The organism is Chitinivibrionales bacterium, assembly GCA_014728215.1.
Lineage (GTDB): Bacteria > Fibrobacterota > Chitinivibrionia > Chitinivibrionales > WJKA01 > WJKA01.
Genome location: WJLZ01000084.1, coordinates 1 through 16,475, shown reverse-complemented (window position 1 = coordinate 16,475; position 16,475 = coordinate 1). Strand labels below are relative to the sequence as shown.

General features: G+C 48.0%; 16 protein-coding genes. 6 read left to right on the top strand and 10 right to left on the bottom strand.

The window, feature by feature from the left end:
• Positions 1 to 58 precede the first annotated feature (58 nt).
• From lpdA to GF401_06090, 5 genes are read right to left on the bottom strand one after another with little or no spacing between them, the layout of a single operon-like run.
• A complete protein-coding gene (gene lpdA / locus GF401_06110) occupies positions 59 to 1,447 on the bottom strand; it encodes a dihydrolipoyl dehydrogenase (GenBank protein MBD3344617.1) in 1,389 nt (462 codons plus the stop codon).
• A gap of 14 nt (positions 1,448 to 1,461) precedes the next feature.
• Entirely contained in the window at positions 1,462 to 2,682 is a 1,221-nt protein-coding gene (locus GF401_06105; GenBank protein ID MBD3344616.1) for a hypothetical protein, read from the bottom strand.
• A 30-nt stretch (positions 2,683 to 2,712) separates the two neighbouring features.
• Positions 2,713 to 3,693 carry a pyruvate dehydrogenase complex E1 component subunit beta gene (locus GF401_06100; GenBank protein ID MBD3344615.1) on the bottom strand — a complete coding sequence of 327 codons (981 nt, stop codon included), beginning with the start codon at positions 3,691 to 3,693 and terminating at the stop codon, positions 2,713 to 2,715.
• A gap of 13 nt (positions 3,694 to 3,706) precedes the next feature.
• On the bottom strand, positions 3,707 to 4,693 hold the full coding sequence (gene pdhA, locus GF401_06095) for a pyruvate dehydrogenase (acetyl-transferring) E1 component subunit alpha (protein ID MBD3344614.1): 987 nt from the start codon (positions 4,691 to 4,693) through the stop codon (positions 3,707 to 3,709).
• 14 nt (positions 4,694 to 4,707) lie between these two features.
• Positions 4,708 to 5,145 carry a pyridoxamine 5'-phosphate oxidase family protein gene (locus GF401_06090; protein MBD3344613.1) on the bottom strand — a complete coding sequence of 146 codons (438 nt, stop codon included), beginning with the start codon at positions 5,143 to 5,145 and terminating at the stop codon, positions 4,708 to 4,710.
• A 198-nt stretch (positions 5,146 to 5,343) separates the two neighbouring features.
• On the opposite strand from GF401_06090, the gene GF401_06085 reads away from it, so the two are divergent.
• From GF401_06085 to GF401_06060, 6 genes are all read left to right on the top strand, one after another.
• Positions 5,344 to 6,090: a superoxide dismutase gene (locus tag GF401_06085; GenBank protein ID MBD3344612.1), complete on the top strand. Its 747-nt coding sequence runs from the start codon at positions 5,344 to 5,346 to the stop codon at positions 6,088 to 6,090.
• A gap of 134 nt (positions 6,091 to 6,224) precedes the next feature.
• The gene (locus GF401_06080) at positions 6,225 to 6,767 is read left to right on the top strand and encodes a hypothetical protein (GenBank protein ID MBD3344611.1); all 543 of its coding nucleotides are present in this window, start codon (positions 6,225 to 6,227) and stop codon (positions 6,765 to 6,767) included.
• Positions 6,768 to 6,859: 92 nt separating this feature from the next.
• Positions 6,860 to 7,402 carry a ferritin gene (locus GF401_06075; GenBank protein ID MBD3344610.1) on the top strand — a complete coding sequence of 181 codons (543 nt, stop codon included), beginning with the start codon at positions 6,860 to 6,862 and terminating at the stop codon, positions 7,400 to 7,402.
• 46 nt (positions 7,403 to 7,448) lie between these two features.
• A complete protein-coding gene (locus GF401_06070) occupies positions 7,449 to 7,943 on the top strand; it encodes a hypothetical protein (protein MBD3344609.1) in 495 nt (164 codons plus the stop codon).
• A 239-nt stretch (positions 7,944 to 8,182) separates the two neighbouring features.
• Positions 8,183 to 8,980 (top strand): ATP-dependent sacrificial sulfur transferase LarE, encoded by a 798-nt coding sequence (gene larE / locus GF401_06065; protein ID MBD3344608.1) that lies wholly within the window; start codon positions 8,183 to 8,185, stop codon positions 8,978 to 8,980.
• A 45-nt stretch (positions 8,981 to 9,025) separates the two neighbouring features.
• Positions 9,026 to 9,760: a hypothetical protein gene (locus GF401_06060; GenBank protein MBD3344607.1), complete on the top strand. Its 735-nt coding sequence runs from the start codon at positions 9,026 to 9,028 to the stop codon at positions 9,758 to 9,760.
• 39 nt (positions 9,761 to 9,799) lie between these two features.
• On the opposite strand, the gene GF401_06055 is transcribed toward GF401_06060, so the two are convergent.
• The 5 genes from GF401_06055 to GF401_06035 all read right to left on the bottom strand — a co-directional run.
• Positions 9,800 to 11,635, bottom strand: coding sequence for a bifunctional homocysteine S-methyltransferase/methylenetetrahydrofolate reductase (locus GF401_06055; GenBank protein MBD3344606.1), 1,836 nt, complete (start codon positions 11,633 to 11,635; stop codon positions 9,800 to 9,802).
• A gap of 67 nt (positions 11,636 to 11,702) precedes the next feature.
• Entirely contained in the window at positions 11,703 to 11,864 is a 162-nt protein-coding gene (locus GF401_06050; protein MBD3344605.1) for a rubredoxin, read from the bottom strand.
• Positions 11,861 to 15,241 carry a methionine synthase gene (metH, locus tag GF401_06045; GenBank protein ID MBD3344604.1) on the bottom strand — a complete coding sequence of 1,127 codons (3,381 nt, stop codon included), beginning with the start codon at positions 15,239 to 15,241 and terminating at the stop codon, positions 11,861 to 11,863. The genes GF401_06050 and metH overlap by 4 nt, the downstream gene beginning before the upstream one ends.
• A gap of 197 nt (positions 15,242 to 15,438) precedes the next feature.
• Positions 15,439 to 15,951 (bottom strand): hypothetical protein, encoded by a 513-nt coding sequence (locus GF401_06040; GenBank protein MBD3344603.1) that lies wholly within the window; start codon positions 15,949 to 15,951, stop codon positions 15,439 to 15,441.
• A 28-nt stretch (positions 15,952 to 15,979) separates the two neighbouring features.
• The coding region (locus tag GF401_06035) for a pyruvate carboxylase (protein ID MBD3344602.1) at positions 15,980 to 16,475 on the bottom strand (496 nt) is incomplete at its 5' end.

Below are 16,475 nucleotides of genomic sequence, written 5' to 3'. Positions count from 1 at the left end.
ATCCAGAATATTGTAAAATCATTCGTCCATCTTAATCGTTCTCGTTGTTTTTCAATCCCTACACGTGCACCGCCCATCCCTCAACCGCGCGCATGGATTCCATCACTGCTTCTGAGAGTGTAGGATGGGCATGCACCATGGATGCGATGTCTTCGGGAAGCAGTTCCGATTTTTTAGCAAGTAAAAGTTCGTGAATAATCTCAGTCGCGTCTGCGCCCACAAGATGACATCCCAGTATTTCTTTGTATTTATCATCAAAAATAATTTTCACCATGCCTTCAGGACTGCCTACTGCAACCGATTTACCGACTCCCCGATAAGGAAACGTCGCTTTTTTGAAGGGAATGCCGGATTCTTTTGCCTGTTTTTCGGTGAGTCCGAAGCTTGCGATTTGTGGTTCGCAGTATACCGCTGATGGGATATGATTGCTGTCAAGCCATTTTTGTGGATTGTCGCCAGCCATAAATTCTACCGCAATTTGGGCCTCCTTCGATGCCACATGGGCAAGCATGGGCGATGCGACAACATCGCCGACTGCAAATACTCCTGTTGAACAAGTTTGATAATAATCACCAACAGGGATGAATCCTTTGTCGGTTTGAATCCCGCTGTTTTCGAGTCCCAGTTTTCCGGTGTTGGGTACGCGGCCGACAACAACCAGTACCTGATCGACCGAGAGGGTTTCCTGATTTTTTTCGACATTTTCAATGGTTATTTTGCAACGGGTCTTTGTTTTTTTCAGGGTTGTTGCTTTCGATAATGTATGAATATGTATCCCTCTTTTTGAAAAACTTTTCTGCAATTCGGCGGCAATGTCATCGTCTTCCAATGGGACCAGGTGCCCGAGCATTTCAACGATATGAACGTCGACCCCGAATGCATTGAATATATGTGCAAACTCCACACCGATCGCCCCACCGCCGAGGATACAGATCGATTTCGGAAGCTTTGTCAGCATGAGGGCATCATCGGAAGAAAGTATCTGCTTGTGATCGAATTCAAAGCCGGGGATCTGCCGGGGATGGGAGCCGGTTGCAAGGAGGATGTTTCGCGCGGTCAGTTCCCTGTCGCCGTCAATCAGGACCGTTGAAGAATCTTTCAGTGTGGCTATTCCCTTGATGAGTTCTATGCCATTTTTCTTAAGCAAATAATCGACTCCCTTTGAAAGGGTGTCGGCGGCTTTCCGTGATCGTTCAAATACTTTCCTGTAGTCAAATTCTTCTGCATCGATTTTCACCCCCAGCTCTTTCAATGATGGTATCAGCCGGAAATTATTGGATTCGTGAATAAGCGATTTTGATGGGATACAGCCGATATTCAGGCATACGCCGCCGGGTTTGTCCTTTTCAATGACCGCGGCTTTCAATCCCCGTTGGGCTGCTCTGATCGCGCCGACATAGCCGCCCGGGCCTGCGCCGATTACGATTAGATCATATTTTTCGTTCATAGTTTTAATCCTTGTTACAGAAGCGCTTCTATCGGGTATTCCAGAAACTTCTTTAGATCACTCAAAAAGGCCGCACTGACCGCCCCGTCGAGAATTCTGTGATCACAGGACAGTGTCAGCATCATTGTGTTATGAACCGCCAGGTCATTGTTTTCATCGACCAGCGGTTTCTTCACGATTTCACCCACGGCCAGAATCGCGGCCTGGGGAGGATTGATGATGGCGGTGAATTCCCGTATGCCCATTGAGCCGAGATTACTTATGGTAAAGGTACCACCGGAATATTCTTCGGGGGCAAGACGGTTTTCCCGGGCCTTACCGATAAGCTCTTTGAGGTCATGATCGATTTGTCTGATTCCTTTGGTTTCACAGTCGTGGACCACCGGGGTAATGAGACCGTCGGGTTGAGCGACCGCCAGTGCTATATCAACAGTACCGTATCTATGGATTGTTTCATATTCCCATGATGAGTTTACCATGGGGTGATTAACCAGCGTCTGAGCGGTAAATTTGACAATAAAGGCATTGAGGGAGATTTTCTCCCCTGAGCTTTTGTTGATTCGTGTCCGTGCCGAAAGAAGGGTTTCAAGGACAACTTCGACCGAGAGAGAGTAGTGGGGAGCGGAATAGAAGGAATTCGAGAGTCGCTGCGCAATAACCCGCCGTTTTTCCGATACCGGTATGATTTCATCACGTAATGCCGCGCCACGTGGCGGCGCATGGAGGTTTGGCTGCGGCGGGGAATATCCCTCGACATCCTTTTTGACAATACGACCCCGGGGGCCGCTTCCCTTAACCGAGTGCAAATCTATCCCTTTATCGGCCGCCATTTTACGGGCCAGGGGCGATACCGGTACTCCTCTGGGAAAATTCCCTTCAGACTCAGCCGGTTGCGCTGTCAAAATGGATTTTTCTTGGGGGTTCTTTTGGTGAGTTGCCTGCTCCGGTTCGGCGATCTCCTTTTTTTCCGACTCCGGTTGCACGGTCTCAGAAGGCAGTTCCGAAATATCCTCCCCCTTTTCTCCGATAATCGCAATGTTGTCGCCGACATTGACCTCACTGCCTTCCGGAGCGATAATTTTCAGCAGTGCTCCCTCTGAGGTTGATTCATAATCCATCGTTGTTTTATCGGTTTCGACCTGACAAAGGACATCTCCGCTTTCTATCGGATCGCCTTCCTTTTTACTCCATTGAGCAATTTTACCCGATTCCATGGTTGGGGACAAGGCAAGCATGACAAGTGTTTCGGCCATAATAGTTTTCCTTTATTCTCTATAGAGCGTTCTCCGCGCTGCACGGATAATTTTTTCTGCCGATGGCTGTGCTGCGAGCTCGAGAGTATGGTTATAGGGCATGGGGACATCCTCTGATGATACCAGTTCGACCGGGGCATCGAGAAAATCAAAACAGTTTTTTGAAATGAGCCATCCGATATGGGAACCCACGCTCGCAAAGGGCCAGGCTTCATCGATAATCACACAACGATTTGTTTTACGAACCGAGGCATAAATCGAATGCTCATCAAGGGGTCGCAATGACCGCAAGTCAATAACTTCCGCATTGATGCCCTCTTTTGTCAGTTCCCCTGCCGCCTCAAGAATCACACTCATGGGTTTGGAAAATCCGAGAAGGGTGACATCATTTCCTTTTTGTTTTACCGCAGCTTCACCAAAAGGGATAAGATACTCTTTGTCGGGGACTTCACCTTTCCACCCATACATCAATTCGGCTTCCATAAAGATCACCGGATTATCGTCCCTGATCGCACTTTTCAGCATACCTTTGGCATCATAGGGTGTTGAAGGTGAAACAACCTTCAGGCCGGGAACATGGGCATATATCGACTGTAAAGCCTGTGAGTGTTGTGCGGCAAGATATTCTGCAGGACCGTTGGGACCGCGAAAAACTGCCGGTACCCCGAACTGCCCGCCCGACATGTATCGCATTTTCGATGCGTTGCTGTAGATCTGATCGATTGCCATGAGAGCGAAGTTGAACGTCATCCATTCAACAATCGGCCGAAGGCCTGCCATGGCAGCACCAACACCGACACCAGTAAATCCTTCCTCGGAAATGGGAGTATCAATTACCCGTTCGGGGCCGTACTTGTCAAGCAAGCCCTGGCTGACTTTATAGGCGCCGTTGTACTGTGCTACTTCTTCGCCGAGAAGAATGATGTTTTTATCCCGAGCCATCTCTTCATCCATAGCCATCCTCAATGCTTCACGCATGCTTTTCTCCGCCATCGGTATTCCTCTTTCATGCAATTATGTCTTTGTACAGTGATTCAACTAGCGGCTCTTCGCTCCCCTCGGCAAAAGATACGGCATTCCGGCAAATCTCCTTTATTTCGTTATCGAGTTTTTTATACTTTTCTTCGGTTATTTCTCTGTTTTTGATCATCTGGACTTTAAGAAGAAGAATCGGATCCTGTTCCTTATAAGCGGCAACCTCTTCCTTTGTGCGATAGGTTGCAGGGTCACTCATGGAATGGCCTTTATATCGATACGTTTTTATTTCCAGAAAGCCGGGAACATGATCGTTTCGCGCTGTTGCTGTTTTTCGAGAAACGGCGTCATATACTTTCATAACATCCATGCCATCAACCTGTTCTCCCGCTATGCCGTAGGCCGAACTGGTAATAGAGAGCTCGGTCACCGATGATACCCGCTTGAAATCGGTGCCCATCCCATACTGATTATTTTCGCAAATGTAGACAATCGGGAGGTCCCAGATCTTTGCGAGATTCAGGCTTTCATGGAATGCTCCCTGATGAATGGCGCCGTCACCGAAAAAACAGAGTACGACACCCGGTTCTTTCTTGTATTTGAGTTTCAGGGCAACTCCGGTGGCAACCGGAATCTGGCTCCCGACAATGCCGTTACCGCCCAACATGTGTTTCTCGGCGCTGAAAAAGTGCATTGAACCGCCTTTTCCTTTGCTGCACCCGGTTTTTTTTCCGAAAAGTTCGGCCATCAATTCGTCGGGAGAGAGACCACAAGCAAGGGCCTGGCCGTGATCGCGATAGGCGGAAACAACATAGTCTTTTGTTAGATCCAGTGATGTAATTGAGCCTGCAGCAACAGCCTCCTGACCGATATACAAATGACAAAAGCCACCGATTTTCCTGATACCGTACATCTGTGATGCCCGTTCTTCGAAACGGCGGATCAGAAGCATCGTCCGAAAAAGTTTTAATGACAACCGCTTATTTGATTCTTTGTTTTTCTTTCGTGATAAAGCCATAGCGCAATTTTTCTTCAAAAGGTAATAATATCTTTGGTTCCTTGGAGCGGTTTGAAAAGCATGGAATTGGTTACCATCGTTTCAAGTACCACCGTATCGTGTGGATCTTTGTTTAGTTTCCAGAATGTTCCAAGCCGTGTTGATACGATTTCACGAATTTCGGAATTCAATGAAGCGTTGCGATTAATCTTCATTGTTCCGTTTATGGAGATAATCGTGTCCAGATTTGTTGTCTGAAACAACCACTCAACTTCCGGCATTGCCAGAATATGGTTGACCTTGGCAAATCCCGGTGAAGTGATCATGAAAATCGATCCGAAGCGGTTGTCGACAATCGCTGGCGTGACCCATCGCATGTGGGGCCTGCCTTTTTTATCGGCTGTTGCCAGAACTGCAGTTTTTGCCTGATCGATTATTATTTCAAGTTCTTTCCAAATTTCACGGGAATTCATACTGTTTTCTCTCCACCTGGGATTGTCTGTTTTTTAAATTTCTTAAAAACTATCACTGCAATTTGCATGCCTGGTTATTTTGGCTCAATTTGGGGCAATTTGGCACGATAATTGCATCCTCCGAAGTATATTTATATATTTGGTTAGTCCCTTTATGGGCATTGTATGCCAAATATAACCTTTAAAGGAGCTTTGTGTATGGATGAATATGGGTCCCGTGGTATTGATCGAAGAGATTTTGCAAAAAGAATCGCCATCGGCGCAGCAGGTATTGCCGCCACTTCATTTTTTAATCCTCAGAAAACATTTGCTGCCCAAGAAAAGAAAGGGTTAGTCCAACCGTCACTGCCCTATGCGCTGGATGCGCTGGAGCCGTATATCAGTAAGAAAACGGTGGATTTGCATTATATCAAGCATCATAAAGGCTATTATGATCTGGTTTCAAAACAGATAAAGGGGACTGAATATGCAGACATTCCCCTGTCTGAAATCATTCTTAAAACCCATGGGAGCATTAAGGGTATTGAGGAAGCCACCTTTTATATGGCACTCCTGGCATGGAATCATGATTTATACTGGAAAAGCATGAAACCCGGTGGCGGTGGGAAGCTTGAAGGGAATCTTGGTAAAAAAATAGACGAATCTTTTGGAAGCTTTGATGCTTTCAGAAGGGAATTTGTAAAGAAGGCAATGATGCCCGGCAGTGGATGGGTATGGCTTGCTTACGATGGAGACGAATTACTCGTCAGCAGGACCACCTATCACGACAATGCCTTGCTGGATAAGCAGATTCCGCTTGTAACGATTGATGTCTGGGAGCATGCGTATTATATGGATTATCAAAATGAAAAGGAAAACTATATCGATGCCTGGTTCGATAAATTAGTTAACTGGGATTTTGCCGGGCAGAAATTTGATCTGGCTCGAAAAGAAAAAAAGGGTTAGATTAGGGGCACAAGTGTATAGTAATACGTTCTGAGCTTCTAATTTCAATACACTTTCCAACCCTTTTAAGTGATATTACGTTGAAAGATTCGGGTTTCTCTGCTTGACTGGAGAATGCCGTTAAGGAGAAAAATATGAAATCGAATGTAGCCTGTGGAGCACTGGTTCTTCTGCTTCTTCATAGCAGTTGTCTTTGGTATTTTACCCATGAGCGGAGAGATGTAATAATCGGGGGGATCGATATCGATCAGACGTTAAAAGTTGCCCGGAGCGAGATGGAGAAAGGCGGATGGGGTTGTGTGCTTCCTCTCTGGGCGGTGCGAGACCAGTTTTTCGGTTCCGATCAGGCACAGAAAGTATCAGATCTTTACTTTGACTATATCGACAGCTTAAAAGAAGATTTCAACGTGTGGCACCTTACCTGGGCGATATCGAACATTAATCGATTGGGAAACGACAGTGTACAGCAGGTGATGCAGAAAGCCTGGGATGATGCATCGGAGCGGGCATCAACGGTTCACCGTATCGCCGACAGGCATGTGAATGGCGATAAAATATATATGGGCGGCGCTCATATCGGTGGACGCCGGGCAGAGCTTCGTTTTCTTGTCGTGCCCGGCAAAGACCGCTATCTTGACTCGTATGAAGAATACCTTAAGCGACAGAAGGATGGCTGACAAAGTGCCTTCCGAGGAGTGTTTTTAATGGCATATATATTGCAAATAATTTTTGTCGGAATATTTTTTAAACTTACTTCAAAGGAGTTTCTATGTTGAGTGATAAAATGGTAGAGGCGTTGAATGGTCAGATCAATAATGAGATGTACTCTGCCTATTTGTATATGGCGATGTCTGCTCATTCCACCGATCAGGGGCTCAAGGGTTTTGGCAACTGGTTTATGGTGCAGTATCACGAGGAGATGCTTCATGCGATGAAACTGTATGAATACATCCAGCGCCAGGGAGGAAGCGCCAAGCTTCAGGCGATCAAAGAACCGCCGTCAAGTTGGAAATCCCCGATGGACATGTTTCAGGCCACCTTGAAGCACGAGCAGTTCATTACCCGGTGTTTTAACGATCTGATTGAGCTTGCTATACAGGAGAAAGACCATGCCACACAGATTTTTCTGCAATGGTATGTTACGGAGCAGGTTGAAGAAGAGGAAAATGATAATGACATCATCGGTATGCTGAAGGTAGCGGGTGATAATGCTCAGGCGCTCATGATGATCGACCGGGACCTTGCTGCGCGTATTACCACTGTTCCCACCGATTTCAGTAAGGGCATCGAATCGGCAATGAAAGGCGCTTAATAGAAATTTACACGGTAACAAATGTTAGCTTACGAAAGGGTCTTCTATGAATGAAATCTGGGATTTTGCAAAGAGTCTGGAGCGGGAAGGTCGTGATTATTATGTCACACTCGCCCAAGAGACATCCGTGCCCGAATTGAAGGGGGTATTTAATCAGATGGCCGATGAAGAGAGCCGTCACTATAATCTTTTCGATGAAATTTCAAAGAAACATCCGGCAAATGGCGGCTCAGAAGAGGATATTCTCGGGAATGCCAGAAAGGCTTTTGAGGCAATATCGGCGAAATTCAGTGAATCGGCAGTTATTAATGATTCCGAAAACGCCTATAAAAAAGCTCTGGGCCTGGAAAAGAAGAGTGTGCAATATTACAAGGATGCACTGGAAAAGGTAAAAGCTTCGGATGCCAGAGATGTACTTGGTTTTATTATTGGTGAAGAAAAAAAACATGTGCGAATTGTTGAGGAGATCATAAGAATGGTACGAAATCCCAAACAATGGGTTGAGGATGCCGAATTCAGTAAAATCGATTCGCGGTATTAATCACTGAGAAGCGGCATTACAATGCCGGCATGATAATTGATGTTAATAGTTAATCCCGCCAACGTAAAGCACTTTTCCTTTCTGAGTGGTTGCTGCATGCACGGAGGCATGCAGCAACTTTTTTATTCCTGCCGGCAATAGAATTGTCAAGGTTAGTGAATGATATATTTTTAATACTGTGAGTATCTGAAACAGATATTTATGTACGATTTTTACCGATGAAAAGGCGCACTGCAGAAATGAACACAGATAAGTTTGAGCAGTTAAAGAAGATAATATCCTCTTACAGTAGTGCGGTAGTAGCTTTTTCCGGGGGCGTTGACAGTACCTTTCTGGCAAAGGTGGCCGGTGATGTCCTTGGTGACAATATTCTACTGATTACCGCAACATCGTCGACCTATCCCCATTTTGAGCTGGAAGAATCCAAGGCCCTTGCCCGGAACCTGGGTCTGCAACAGCGCATCATTGTTTCCGAAGAGCTCGACATACCGGGATTTACCAACAATCCTCCCGACCGCTGCTATTACTGCAAGGGGGAGCTTTTCGATGTTATCGGGCATATAGCAAAGGCAGAGGGATATGAGGTAGTTTTTGACGGCAGTAATGCCGATGATGTTCATGATTTTCGTCCGGGGAGAAAGGCTTTAGCCGAAAGAGGCGTCAAATCTCCCCTTTGCGACGCTGGTTTGTCAAAGGATGATATTCGCACTTTATCCCGCAGCCTGGGACTGGCAACCGCCGATAAGCCGTCCTATGCATGCCTGGCTTCCCGCTTTCCCTATGGAGAAACAATCACGAAAAAGAAATTGGAAAGGGTCGGGAAGGCAGAAGAGGAAATTCGCGCGCTGGGGTTTACCCAGTTCAGGGTGCGGAGTCATGAGAATCTCGCGCGAATAGAAATTGCAGCTTCCGACATGGATAAAGCCTGGTCACTGAGAGAAAAAATCGACAGCCTATGTCGGGATGCGGGATTTGTTTATGCTGCAATCGATTGCAGAGGATATCGGACCGGGTCTATGAACGAAGTTCTTAAATAGTATCTGTTCAGAAAAGTCTTTTTGAACGTGGTGAAGGATCTGTATATGGACATGAAATTATTTTTCAGCACTTTTTCGCTTATTTTTCTTGCGGAGCTTGGCGACAAAACGCAGTTGGCATCCTTTGCCGCATCGGCAGGTTCCAAATCGCCTCTTTCAGTCTTTGCTGGCGCAGCGTCTGCCCTGGTTCTGGCAACTTTAATCGCCGTAGCTACAGGCTCCTTTTTGCAAAAAGCCGTGCCGATTCATTATCTCAAAGGTGGCGCGGCCGTGTTGTTTATTGTCTTTGGAATTATACTGCTTGCCAATGCCTTTCAGGCCCGGGCAGAAGAGACGGCTGCAGAAGGAGTAATGCCGAAAGCCGGGGTGCTGAGTTCTATTATTCTTGATGCCGCTGCTCAATTCGAGGAAGCATCGGCTGGAGATTATCACCTTCTGGCCCAGCGCCAGGGTAATGCCGATCTCAGAGAACTCTTTCTGGACCTTGCCCGGGAGGAAGAAAAACATATTGCCCATATTCGGCAATTGAGCGGAAAACATCCCGAAGTTAAGGAGGTTCCGATAAAACCGGCGGAGATAACCCCATCTCGAATAACCACAGATCGTGAAACAACTGAGGGCCTCATTCAGGATGCTATTGAGCACGAACGGCAGACTTCCGCATTTTATTCTTCACTCGCAAGGGATGCCAAAATACCTTCAGTACGAGCGACGCTTATGAAACTTGCCGGTGATGAACGGCAACACATTAAACGGCTTGAAGAATTCCGCGGAGGCTGAAATCCAGACTTTTTCGTGGACAGTAGAAGATCAATTATCTTACAGAATGCTCTCGAGGACCCGGAGCGCAATTTCTACTTTACCAAAGGGTGCGCTTACCTGAAAGCCGTCTACCCGATCTTTTATCCGGTCGATCAACTCACGGCAGATAGTGATTCCTTCCTCGATTCCCTCTTCCTTTTTCGTACATGCGCGCATACGGTCTAAAATCGGTTCGGGAACAACAACACCAGGAACTTCATTGTTCATAAATTCGGCGTTACGATAGCTTATCAGCGGCCATATTCCTGCAATGATCGGGATTTTCTTTTCGAATTTGTTTACCCTGTCAAGGAACTGGTTGAGAGCATCAATATCAAACACCGGCTGAGTAATTGCAAACTCGGCTCCAGCTTTGATTTTGAGATGATACCGTTCGATTTCCCGTTCCATATCGAGTGAACAGGGGTTGGCGCCTACGCCAATAAAGATACCGGTGGGTGGGGTAACAGAACTACCGCCGATATCGATACCCCGGTTTAAATTTGTGACAGCCTGGGTGAGGCCGATAGAATCGACATCAAAGACACCTGTTGCATCGGGATAGGCTCCCAGCTTGGGTGGATCACCGGTGATAATCAGGAAATTGGCAACCCCGGCTGCGTATCCGCCTAAAATATCGGCCTGCATGCCGATGAGATTTCTGTCGCGGCAGCAGTAATGGAGTACCGGTTCGATACCGGCTTCTTTGGCGATGGTCATTGCAGCGATCATAGGGGAGATGCGCAAACTTGCCCGGGGTCCGTCGGGGATATTGATGGCATCCACACCAGCGCGGGCGCAAGCACGGGACTTTTCGATCATGGTTGACATATCGATTGAACGGGGGGGGAGTAACTCAACCGATGTTACTTTTTTGCCTGCGAGTAATCGTGCCGCAAGACGGGATTTATTTTTCGGCGGTATTATTTCGATATCAGGTGCCGGCTCTACTGCCTTCTTTACTGTAGCATAGGTCTTAATCCCGTCGATATTTTTCACTGTGCGGGTCATCGCTGCAATATGCCCGGGAGTTGTCCCACAGCAGCCGCCGATTCCCCTGGCACCGACCTGGATGAAACGCTTGGCATATTCGGAAAAATACTCGGGATTAGTCAGATACAGTAAACGACCGTCAACTTCACGAGGGTATCCCGCATTCGGCATGACAACAACCGGTTTGTCGGTCTGTTTCACAATCTGCTCAAGTGCCGAAAGGGCTTCAGCAGGACCGGTACCGCAATTGATTCCAATTGCATCCACGTGTTTGTTTTCCTGAAGCATCGAGACCATGGCAATCATCGGCGTCCCGAATGCCGTCTTTTTGTTTGTTCCTACCGTAAAGGAGGCGATGATGGGAATCGAAATTTCGGCGGCTGCTTCAATCGCCAGTCTCAGCTCATCTTCCTTTGAAAAGGTTTCAAAAAGAATGCAGTCGACTCCGGCTCTTGTAAGGCTTTCGATCTGTTCTTTGAATGCCTCTTTGACCGCTTCATATTTAGAAGCGGGAAATGCCTCGGGTGCCTTGGTACAGGGACCAACCGACCCGGCTACATAAACCGTGTCTCCTGCTGCTTTACGGGCACAGGATGCTGCAGCGCGATTGATCGCATCGACATTCTCGACAAGTCCGAAACTTCCGAGCTTTATTCGATTTGCCCCGAATGAATTGGTTTCGATGACCTCCGCCCCGGCCGCAACGTATTCTTCATGAATGCTTTTTACAATGTCTTTTTTTGTCAGGCATAACTCATCATAACAGGTATTGATAAACACGCCCCGTTGATACAACATAGTCCCAGTCGCACCGTCGAACAGAAGAGGTTTCTCTTTCATTCTGTCGATGATATTTTTCATTTCTTCTCCCGGTATGTGGATGTTTTATTTACAATCGAGCCAACGTATTTTTACGGCACAGGCGCAATTAATCGAGCATGTCGAATGCATTTTTGCCGGAATAACACATCGGGCAGACCCAGTCCTCCGGAAGGTCTTCAAAGGAAGTTCCCGGGGGGATACTATTCATCGGATCGCCTTTGGCGGGATCATAAATATAACCGCATTGTGTACAGATATATCGTTTCATACTGCAAAATATTTGGCTTGCGGATGATGGGCCACTAACGCAGAGGTTGACTGCTCGGGTACCATCTCCATGTTTTCGGTTAATTCTACTCCAATATTTTCCGGCTCCAGAAGTTCGAACACAACCTTGTGTGCTTCGAGATCGGGGCATGAAGGATAGCCGAATCCGTATCGAGATCCCTGATAATCCTGGACAGCATAGCCGAGAATATCGTTCGGTTTTTGCGTATTGATTCCCATTTCGGTACGCATCACCTCATGCCAGTATTCGGCAAGGGCATCGGTAAGCTCCACGCTTAAGGCATGGAGCATAAGGTAGTCGTGGTACTGATCGGATTCATAGAGTTCTTTGGTGGCCTCGGAGATTGCCGGTCCCATGGTTACCACAAAGAAGCCTACAACATCGGTTCCCTCTCCGGCCGGCTTAAAATAATCGGCGATACACAGGTGTGGCGGATCGGCCTGACGGGGAAAGGTGAGTTCATAGTTTTTGCCGTTCGATTGTATCTCGAGTGAATCACCCTTTGAATTGCAATTGAAATAGCCGTAAGAAACAGCAGGCCGGGCCAGTTTTTCATCGATAAGCCGTTTCCTGAGCGATTCATAGAGAGGGGCAACTTTCTCCTCGATCATTTTTTTATACTCTTCAGCCGACATGGAACCTCGTCGATACCCCCACCGTCCTCTGAAAAGGGCCTGGGTATTGATATACTCCAGCAGCGTCTCGGTATTGATATCGGCGATCACTTTTGTCCCACGAAAGGGCGGGGAAGGGATCTTTACGTCACGACGAATGTGTTCATTTTTTGCCCCGGGTTTCATCTTTTTAGATTCGGAGGCGACTTCCACTGTGGTTGGTTTGAGCGTTCCTTCTTCAATCTGCTGGAGCGCAGTCAATCCGGCAAAGGCATCGGAACAGTACACCACCGGTGCGGTGTAGTTTGGAACGCAGGATTCGGCCACGAATTTCTTTGTAAGCGCCGCACCTCCTAAAAGAATGGGGGCAGTCAGACCGGCTTCCTGAAACTGTTCCATGTTGTCTCGCATGACCAGGGCCGATTTGACCAGAAGGCCGCTCAGGCCGATAACATCGACGTCATGCTCCTTTGCCTTTTCAATAATCACCTCGGCCGGAACCTTGGTGCCGATATTGAAAACCTTATAGCCGTTATTGGAAAGGATTATATCGACCAGGTTCTTACCGATATCGTGCACATCGCCCTGCACTGTGGCAAGAAGGACTTTTACGCTTGATTCCTGCTCTGTACTCTCCATAAAAGGCTCAAGGTATTTCACACATGCTTTCATTGTCTCCGCGGATTTGAGTACAAAGGGGAGGAGCATTTCACCCCGTCCGAACATTTCTCCCACGCGACGCATGGCGGGTACAAGATGAGTATTGACAATGGAAACAGGTGTCATCCGTCCCATAAGAATTGAAAGGAGGTCTTCGATGCCGTTTTTATCGCCTTTCATAATTTTATCGGCAAGCGCTACTTCGGGAATAACCTCTTTACCGGAGTCTTTCTCTTCACTTTCATCCTGAGCCGCTTCGCTGAAATGATTGATAAACTGTTCCAGCGGTGACGGTACTTCGTCGCTTTTTCTGTTGTAAATGAGATCCATACAGACCCTGCGGTCCTCTTCATCCATTCGGGCCAGGGGAATAACTTTTGCGGGATCGATAATCGCCGCATCGAGTCCGGCTTCTATTGCTTCATGAAGGAATACCGAGTTGAGAAATTTCCGTGATTGACGCAGAAGACCAAATGAAATATTACTGACACCCAGGCTGGTGGAGACGCCGGGCAATTTCTCTTTGACTTTTCTGATCGCTTCAATGGTGTTATAGGCAGCGTCTTGCAGGGTTGTGTCACCCGAGCCGATGGTAAAGGTGAGAACATCAAAAAGCAGGTCTTCGGGGCGGAGCCCGTGCTTTTCCACCGCAAGACGGTATATCGCTTTGGCTGTCTCGACTTTGTCTTCAATAGTCATTGCCATGCCCTTTTCATTGATCGTGAGGGCAATGACCGCTGCGCCGTATTTTTTTACCAGCGTGCAGACTTTTTCGAGGTTTTTACCACCGTCTTCCAGATTGATCGAATTGACAATACAGCGGCCGGGGTAGTTTTTCAGGGAGGATTCGATACATTCAGCCTGGGTGGAATCCACAACCAGCGGTGCTTTCACCGACTGGGCGAAGAGTTTTACCATGGTGGTCAGGTCCTTCTGTTCATCCCGTCCCGCATAGGCGGTGCAGAGATCGACCGCATGAGCGCCGTTTTCCTGCTGCTGCAGACCGATCGCAAGAGCACCGTCAAAATCATCGGCAAGAATCAGCTCCCGGAACTTTTTGGACCCGTTGACGTTGGTTCGTTCTCCAATAAGGAAGGGGGGGATATCCTGTTGAATTTCAGCAGCAACAAAGCCACTGCTGACTGCGGGTTTACTTTCGGGTTTTCGCTTTCCCGGGACCACGTTGTTGACTGTCTGCGCCAGCGCCCTGATATGATCGGGAGTAGTCCCGCAGCATCCGCCCACAATACTCACCCCGTATTCTTCGATATACTCTTTAAGGTAATCGGCAAAAGGCTGAGGCTGGAGGGGATAGATCACCTGGTCGCCCTTTGTTTCGGGAATTCCCGCATTGGGAATGCAGGAGATCCGGCATTGCATGGTGTTGCTGAGCAGGTGGAGATGAGATGCCATAAGATCGGGACCGGTGGCGCAGTTCAAGCCCAGAGAAAAAAGGTCGAACGGTTCGAGGGTGGCTGCAACGGCGGCAACTTCGGTGCCGATCAGCATGGTACCGGTCCGTTCCACGGTTATGGATGCCATGATGGGTACTTCATGATTGAGGTCATGAAAGACCTCGTGAGCGGTAATGAGCGCGGTTTTTAATTGCAGCAGGTCCTGCACTGTTTCGATGATGAGGAGATCGACCCCGGTCTCCATCAGGGATCGTATCTGGACTCTGAACGAATCGGCCAGGGTTTCAACCGGAATTTGCCCAAGGGTCGGGAGCTTGGTTGTCGGTCCGATCGATCCGGCGATGAACGCCTTGGGGAATTCTTTCCGAGCCTCCTGAGCATTGCGTGCCGCGGCTTTGTTGATCGCTTCTGTTTTATCCTGGAGGTTGTATTCACTGAGCACAATCGAGTTGGCGCCGAAAGAATTGGTTTCGATTACGGTTGCCCCGGCGTCGAGGAACCGGCGGTGCATCTCAACGATTGCATCGGGTGCCGAAAGATTGAGGAATTCATTGCACCCTTCATGGGTTTCCCATGCCGATTTGGGAAGGTGCATGGTCTGGATTGTCGTTCCACAGGCGCCGTCGAAAATCAACAGCGGGATGTCGTTCGGATTTTTCATAGGCATAAAAATTTTGGCTATAACAAGGAAAATTCAGGGCAAAACATCGAATATCTACGTATCACAAAATAATATGTTGTGTCGGGATCGTTTGAGATGGATAGGGGACGGAGCTATAAATTACTTCTCCTTTGGAAATTTATATCACTATACCGGCCATTACTGTTGCCGGAGAATATCGCCAAGAGTTTATGAGAAAGGTCCTAATCATCCGTATCGGTGGAGTCTGCAATAAGCTTTTGTTTGTTCAATTTCTTGAGCCGCCGGTAACTTCTTGGATATTTCCATCCATATCCCCACCGCCAGGGAGTCGGCAACCAGGCAGCACCGGTAAAAAATAATGCTTTGTACCACCTTTTCCCTCTTCTTTTTTGCCCGACTTCGGCTAGGCATTCAGCCAATAATGAATCTGCTCCGCGGCGTTCATTGAAGCTACCGCCTCGCCAATAGGCACTGTCATGTGCATTACAACAATGTTTCCACAGGGTCGGGTTTTCTTTTGTCCCTTCAGGTGTACATGTACAATCGTCGGTTGTGAATGGACGAATGGCATTTCGATTTGTAGAAGAGAGCGGCATTGTATTTGATTTTTTTCCGGTTATGCCGCATCTCAAGACAACAAATATACAAACGGTGAAGAAAATAAAAACGGCGGTATGCAGGAGCTTAATAAGCATAAGCATATATGTACGTTGTTGCGTGTTTTTGAGTTTCATCGGAGAGCAAGTCCGTTGAGTCTCGTTCTTAGCCTATTGAGAGCAACAGGTCTCCGGTTTCCACCTGGTTCCCGGGCTTGACCAGCACCTGACCCACTTTCCCTGCCTTCTCCGCGTAGATCGTGGTTTCCATTTTCATTGCTTCGAGCACCAGGAGTTTATGTCCCTTGGAGACCTCGGTGCCTTCTTCGACGTGGACTTTGACCACCATACCGGGCATCGTGGCGCCGATATGGTCGGGATTTGCCGGGTCGGCCTTGACTGCGGTGGGAAAATTGCCGGCGAGTGAGCGGTCGGTGATGGTGACGCTTCTCGGGTGGCCGTTGAGTTCGAATGTCACCAGCCGGGCGCCGTCCTCGTGGGGTTCGCCTACCGAGAGGAATTTGATAATCAGGGTTTTGCCCTTCTCGATGTCGACTGCGATTTCCTCGCCCGGCTGCAGGCCGTAGAGGAAGGTCGGGGTTGACAGCATACTGGTGTCGACATGGGCGACCACGTGCCTGGCGAAATCCTTGAACACCTGG

What these genes read in the sequence shown, in the direction of transcription:
- GF401_06060 (MBD3344607.1), top strand. Translation starts at nt 9,026, where the DNA reads ATGGACATGAAATTATTTTTCAGCACTTTTTCGCTTATTTTTCTTGCG.
- GF401_06070 (MBD3344609.1), top strand. Translation starts at nt 7,449, where the DNA reads ATGAATGAAATCTGGGATTTTGCAAAGAGTCTGGAGCGGGAAGGTCGT.
- GF401_06050 (MBD3344605.1), bottom strand. Translation starts at nt 11,864, where the DNA reads ATGAAACGATATATCTGTACACAATGCGGTTATATTTATGATCCCGCC.
- GF401_06090 (MBD3344613.1), bottom strand. Translation starts at nt 5,145, where the DNA reads ATGAATTCCCGTGAAATTTGGAAAGAACTTGAAATAATAATCGATCAG.
- metH (MBD3344604.1), bottom strand. Translation starts at nt 15,241, where the DNA reads ATGCCTATGAAAAATCCGAACGACATCCCGCTGTTGATTTTCGACGGC.
- GF401_06105 (MBD3344616.1), bottom strand. Translation starts at nt 2,682, where the DNA reads ATGCTTGCCTTGTCCCCAACCATGGAATCGGGTAAAATTGCTCAATGG.
- GF401_06100 (MBD3344615.1), bottom strand. Translation starts at nt 3,693, where the DNA reads ATGGCGGAGAAAAGCATGCGTGAAGCATTGAGGATGGCTATGGATGAA.
- pdhA (MBD3344614.1), bottom strand. Translation starts at nt 4,693, where the DNA reads ATGGCTTTATCACGAAAGAAAAACAAAGAATCAAATAAGCGGTTGTCA.
- GF401_06040 (MBD3344603.1), bottom strand. Translation starts at nt 15,951, where the DNA reads ATGAAACTCAAAAACACGCAACAACGTACATATATGCTTATGCTTATT.
- GF401_06080 (MBD3344611.1), top strand. Translation starts at nt 6,225, where the DNA reads ATGAAATCGAATGTAGCCTGTGGAGCACTGGTTCTTCTGCTTCTTCAT.
- larE (MBD3344608.1), top strand. Translation starts at nt 8,183, where the DNA reads ATGAACACAGATAAGTTTGAGCAGTTAAAGAAGATAATATCCTCTTAC.
- lpdA (MBD3344617.1), bottom strand. Translation starts at nt 1,447, where the DNA reads ATGAACGAAAAATATGATCTAATCGTAATCGGCGCAGGCCCGGGCGGC.
- GF401_06055 (MBD3344606.1), bottom strand. Translation starts at nt 11,635, where the DNA reads ATGAAAAATATCATCGACAGAATGAAAGAGAAACCTCTTCTGTTCGAC.
- GF401_06075 (MBD3344610.1), top strand. Translation starts at nt 6,860, where the DNA reads ATGTTGAGTGATAAAATGGTAGAGGCGTTGAATGGTCAGATCAATAAT.
- GF401_06085 (MBD3344612.1), top strand. Translation starts at nt 5,344, where the DNA reads ATGGATGAATATGGGTCCCGTGGTATTGATCGAAGAGATTTTGCAAAA.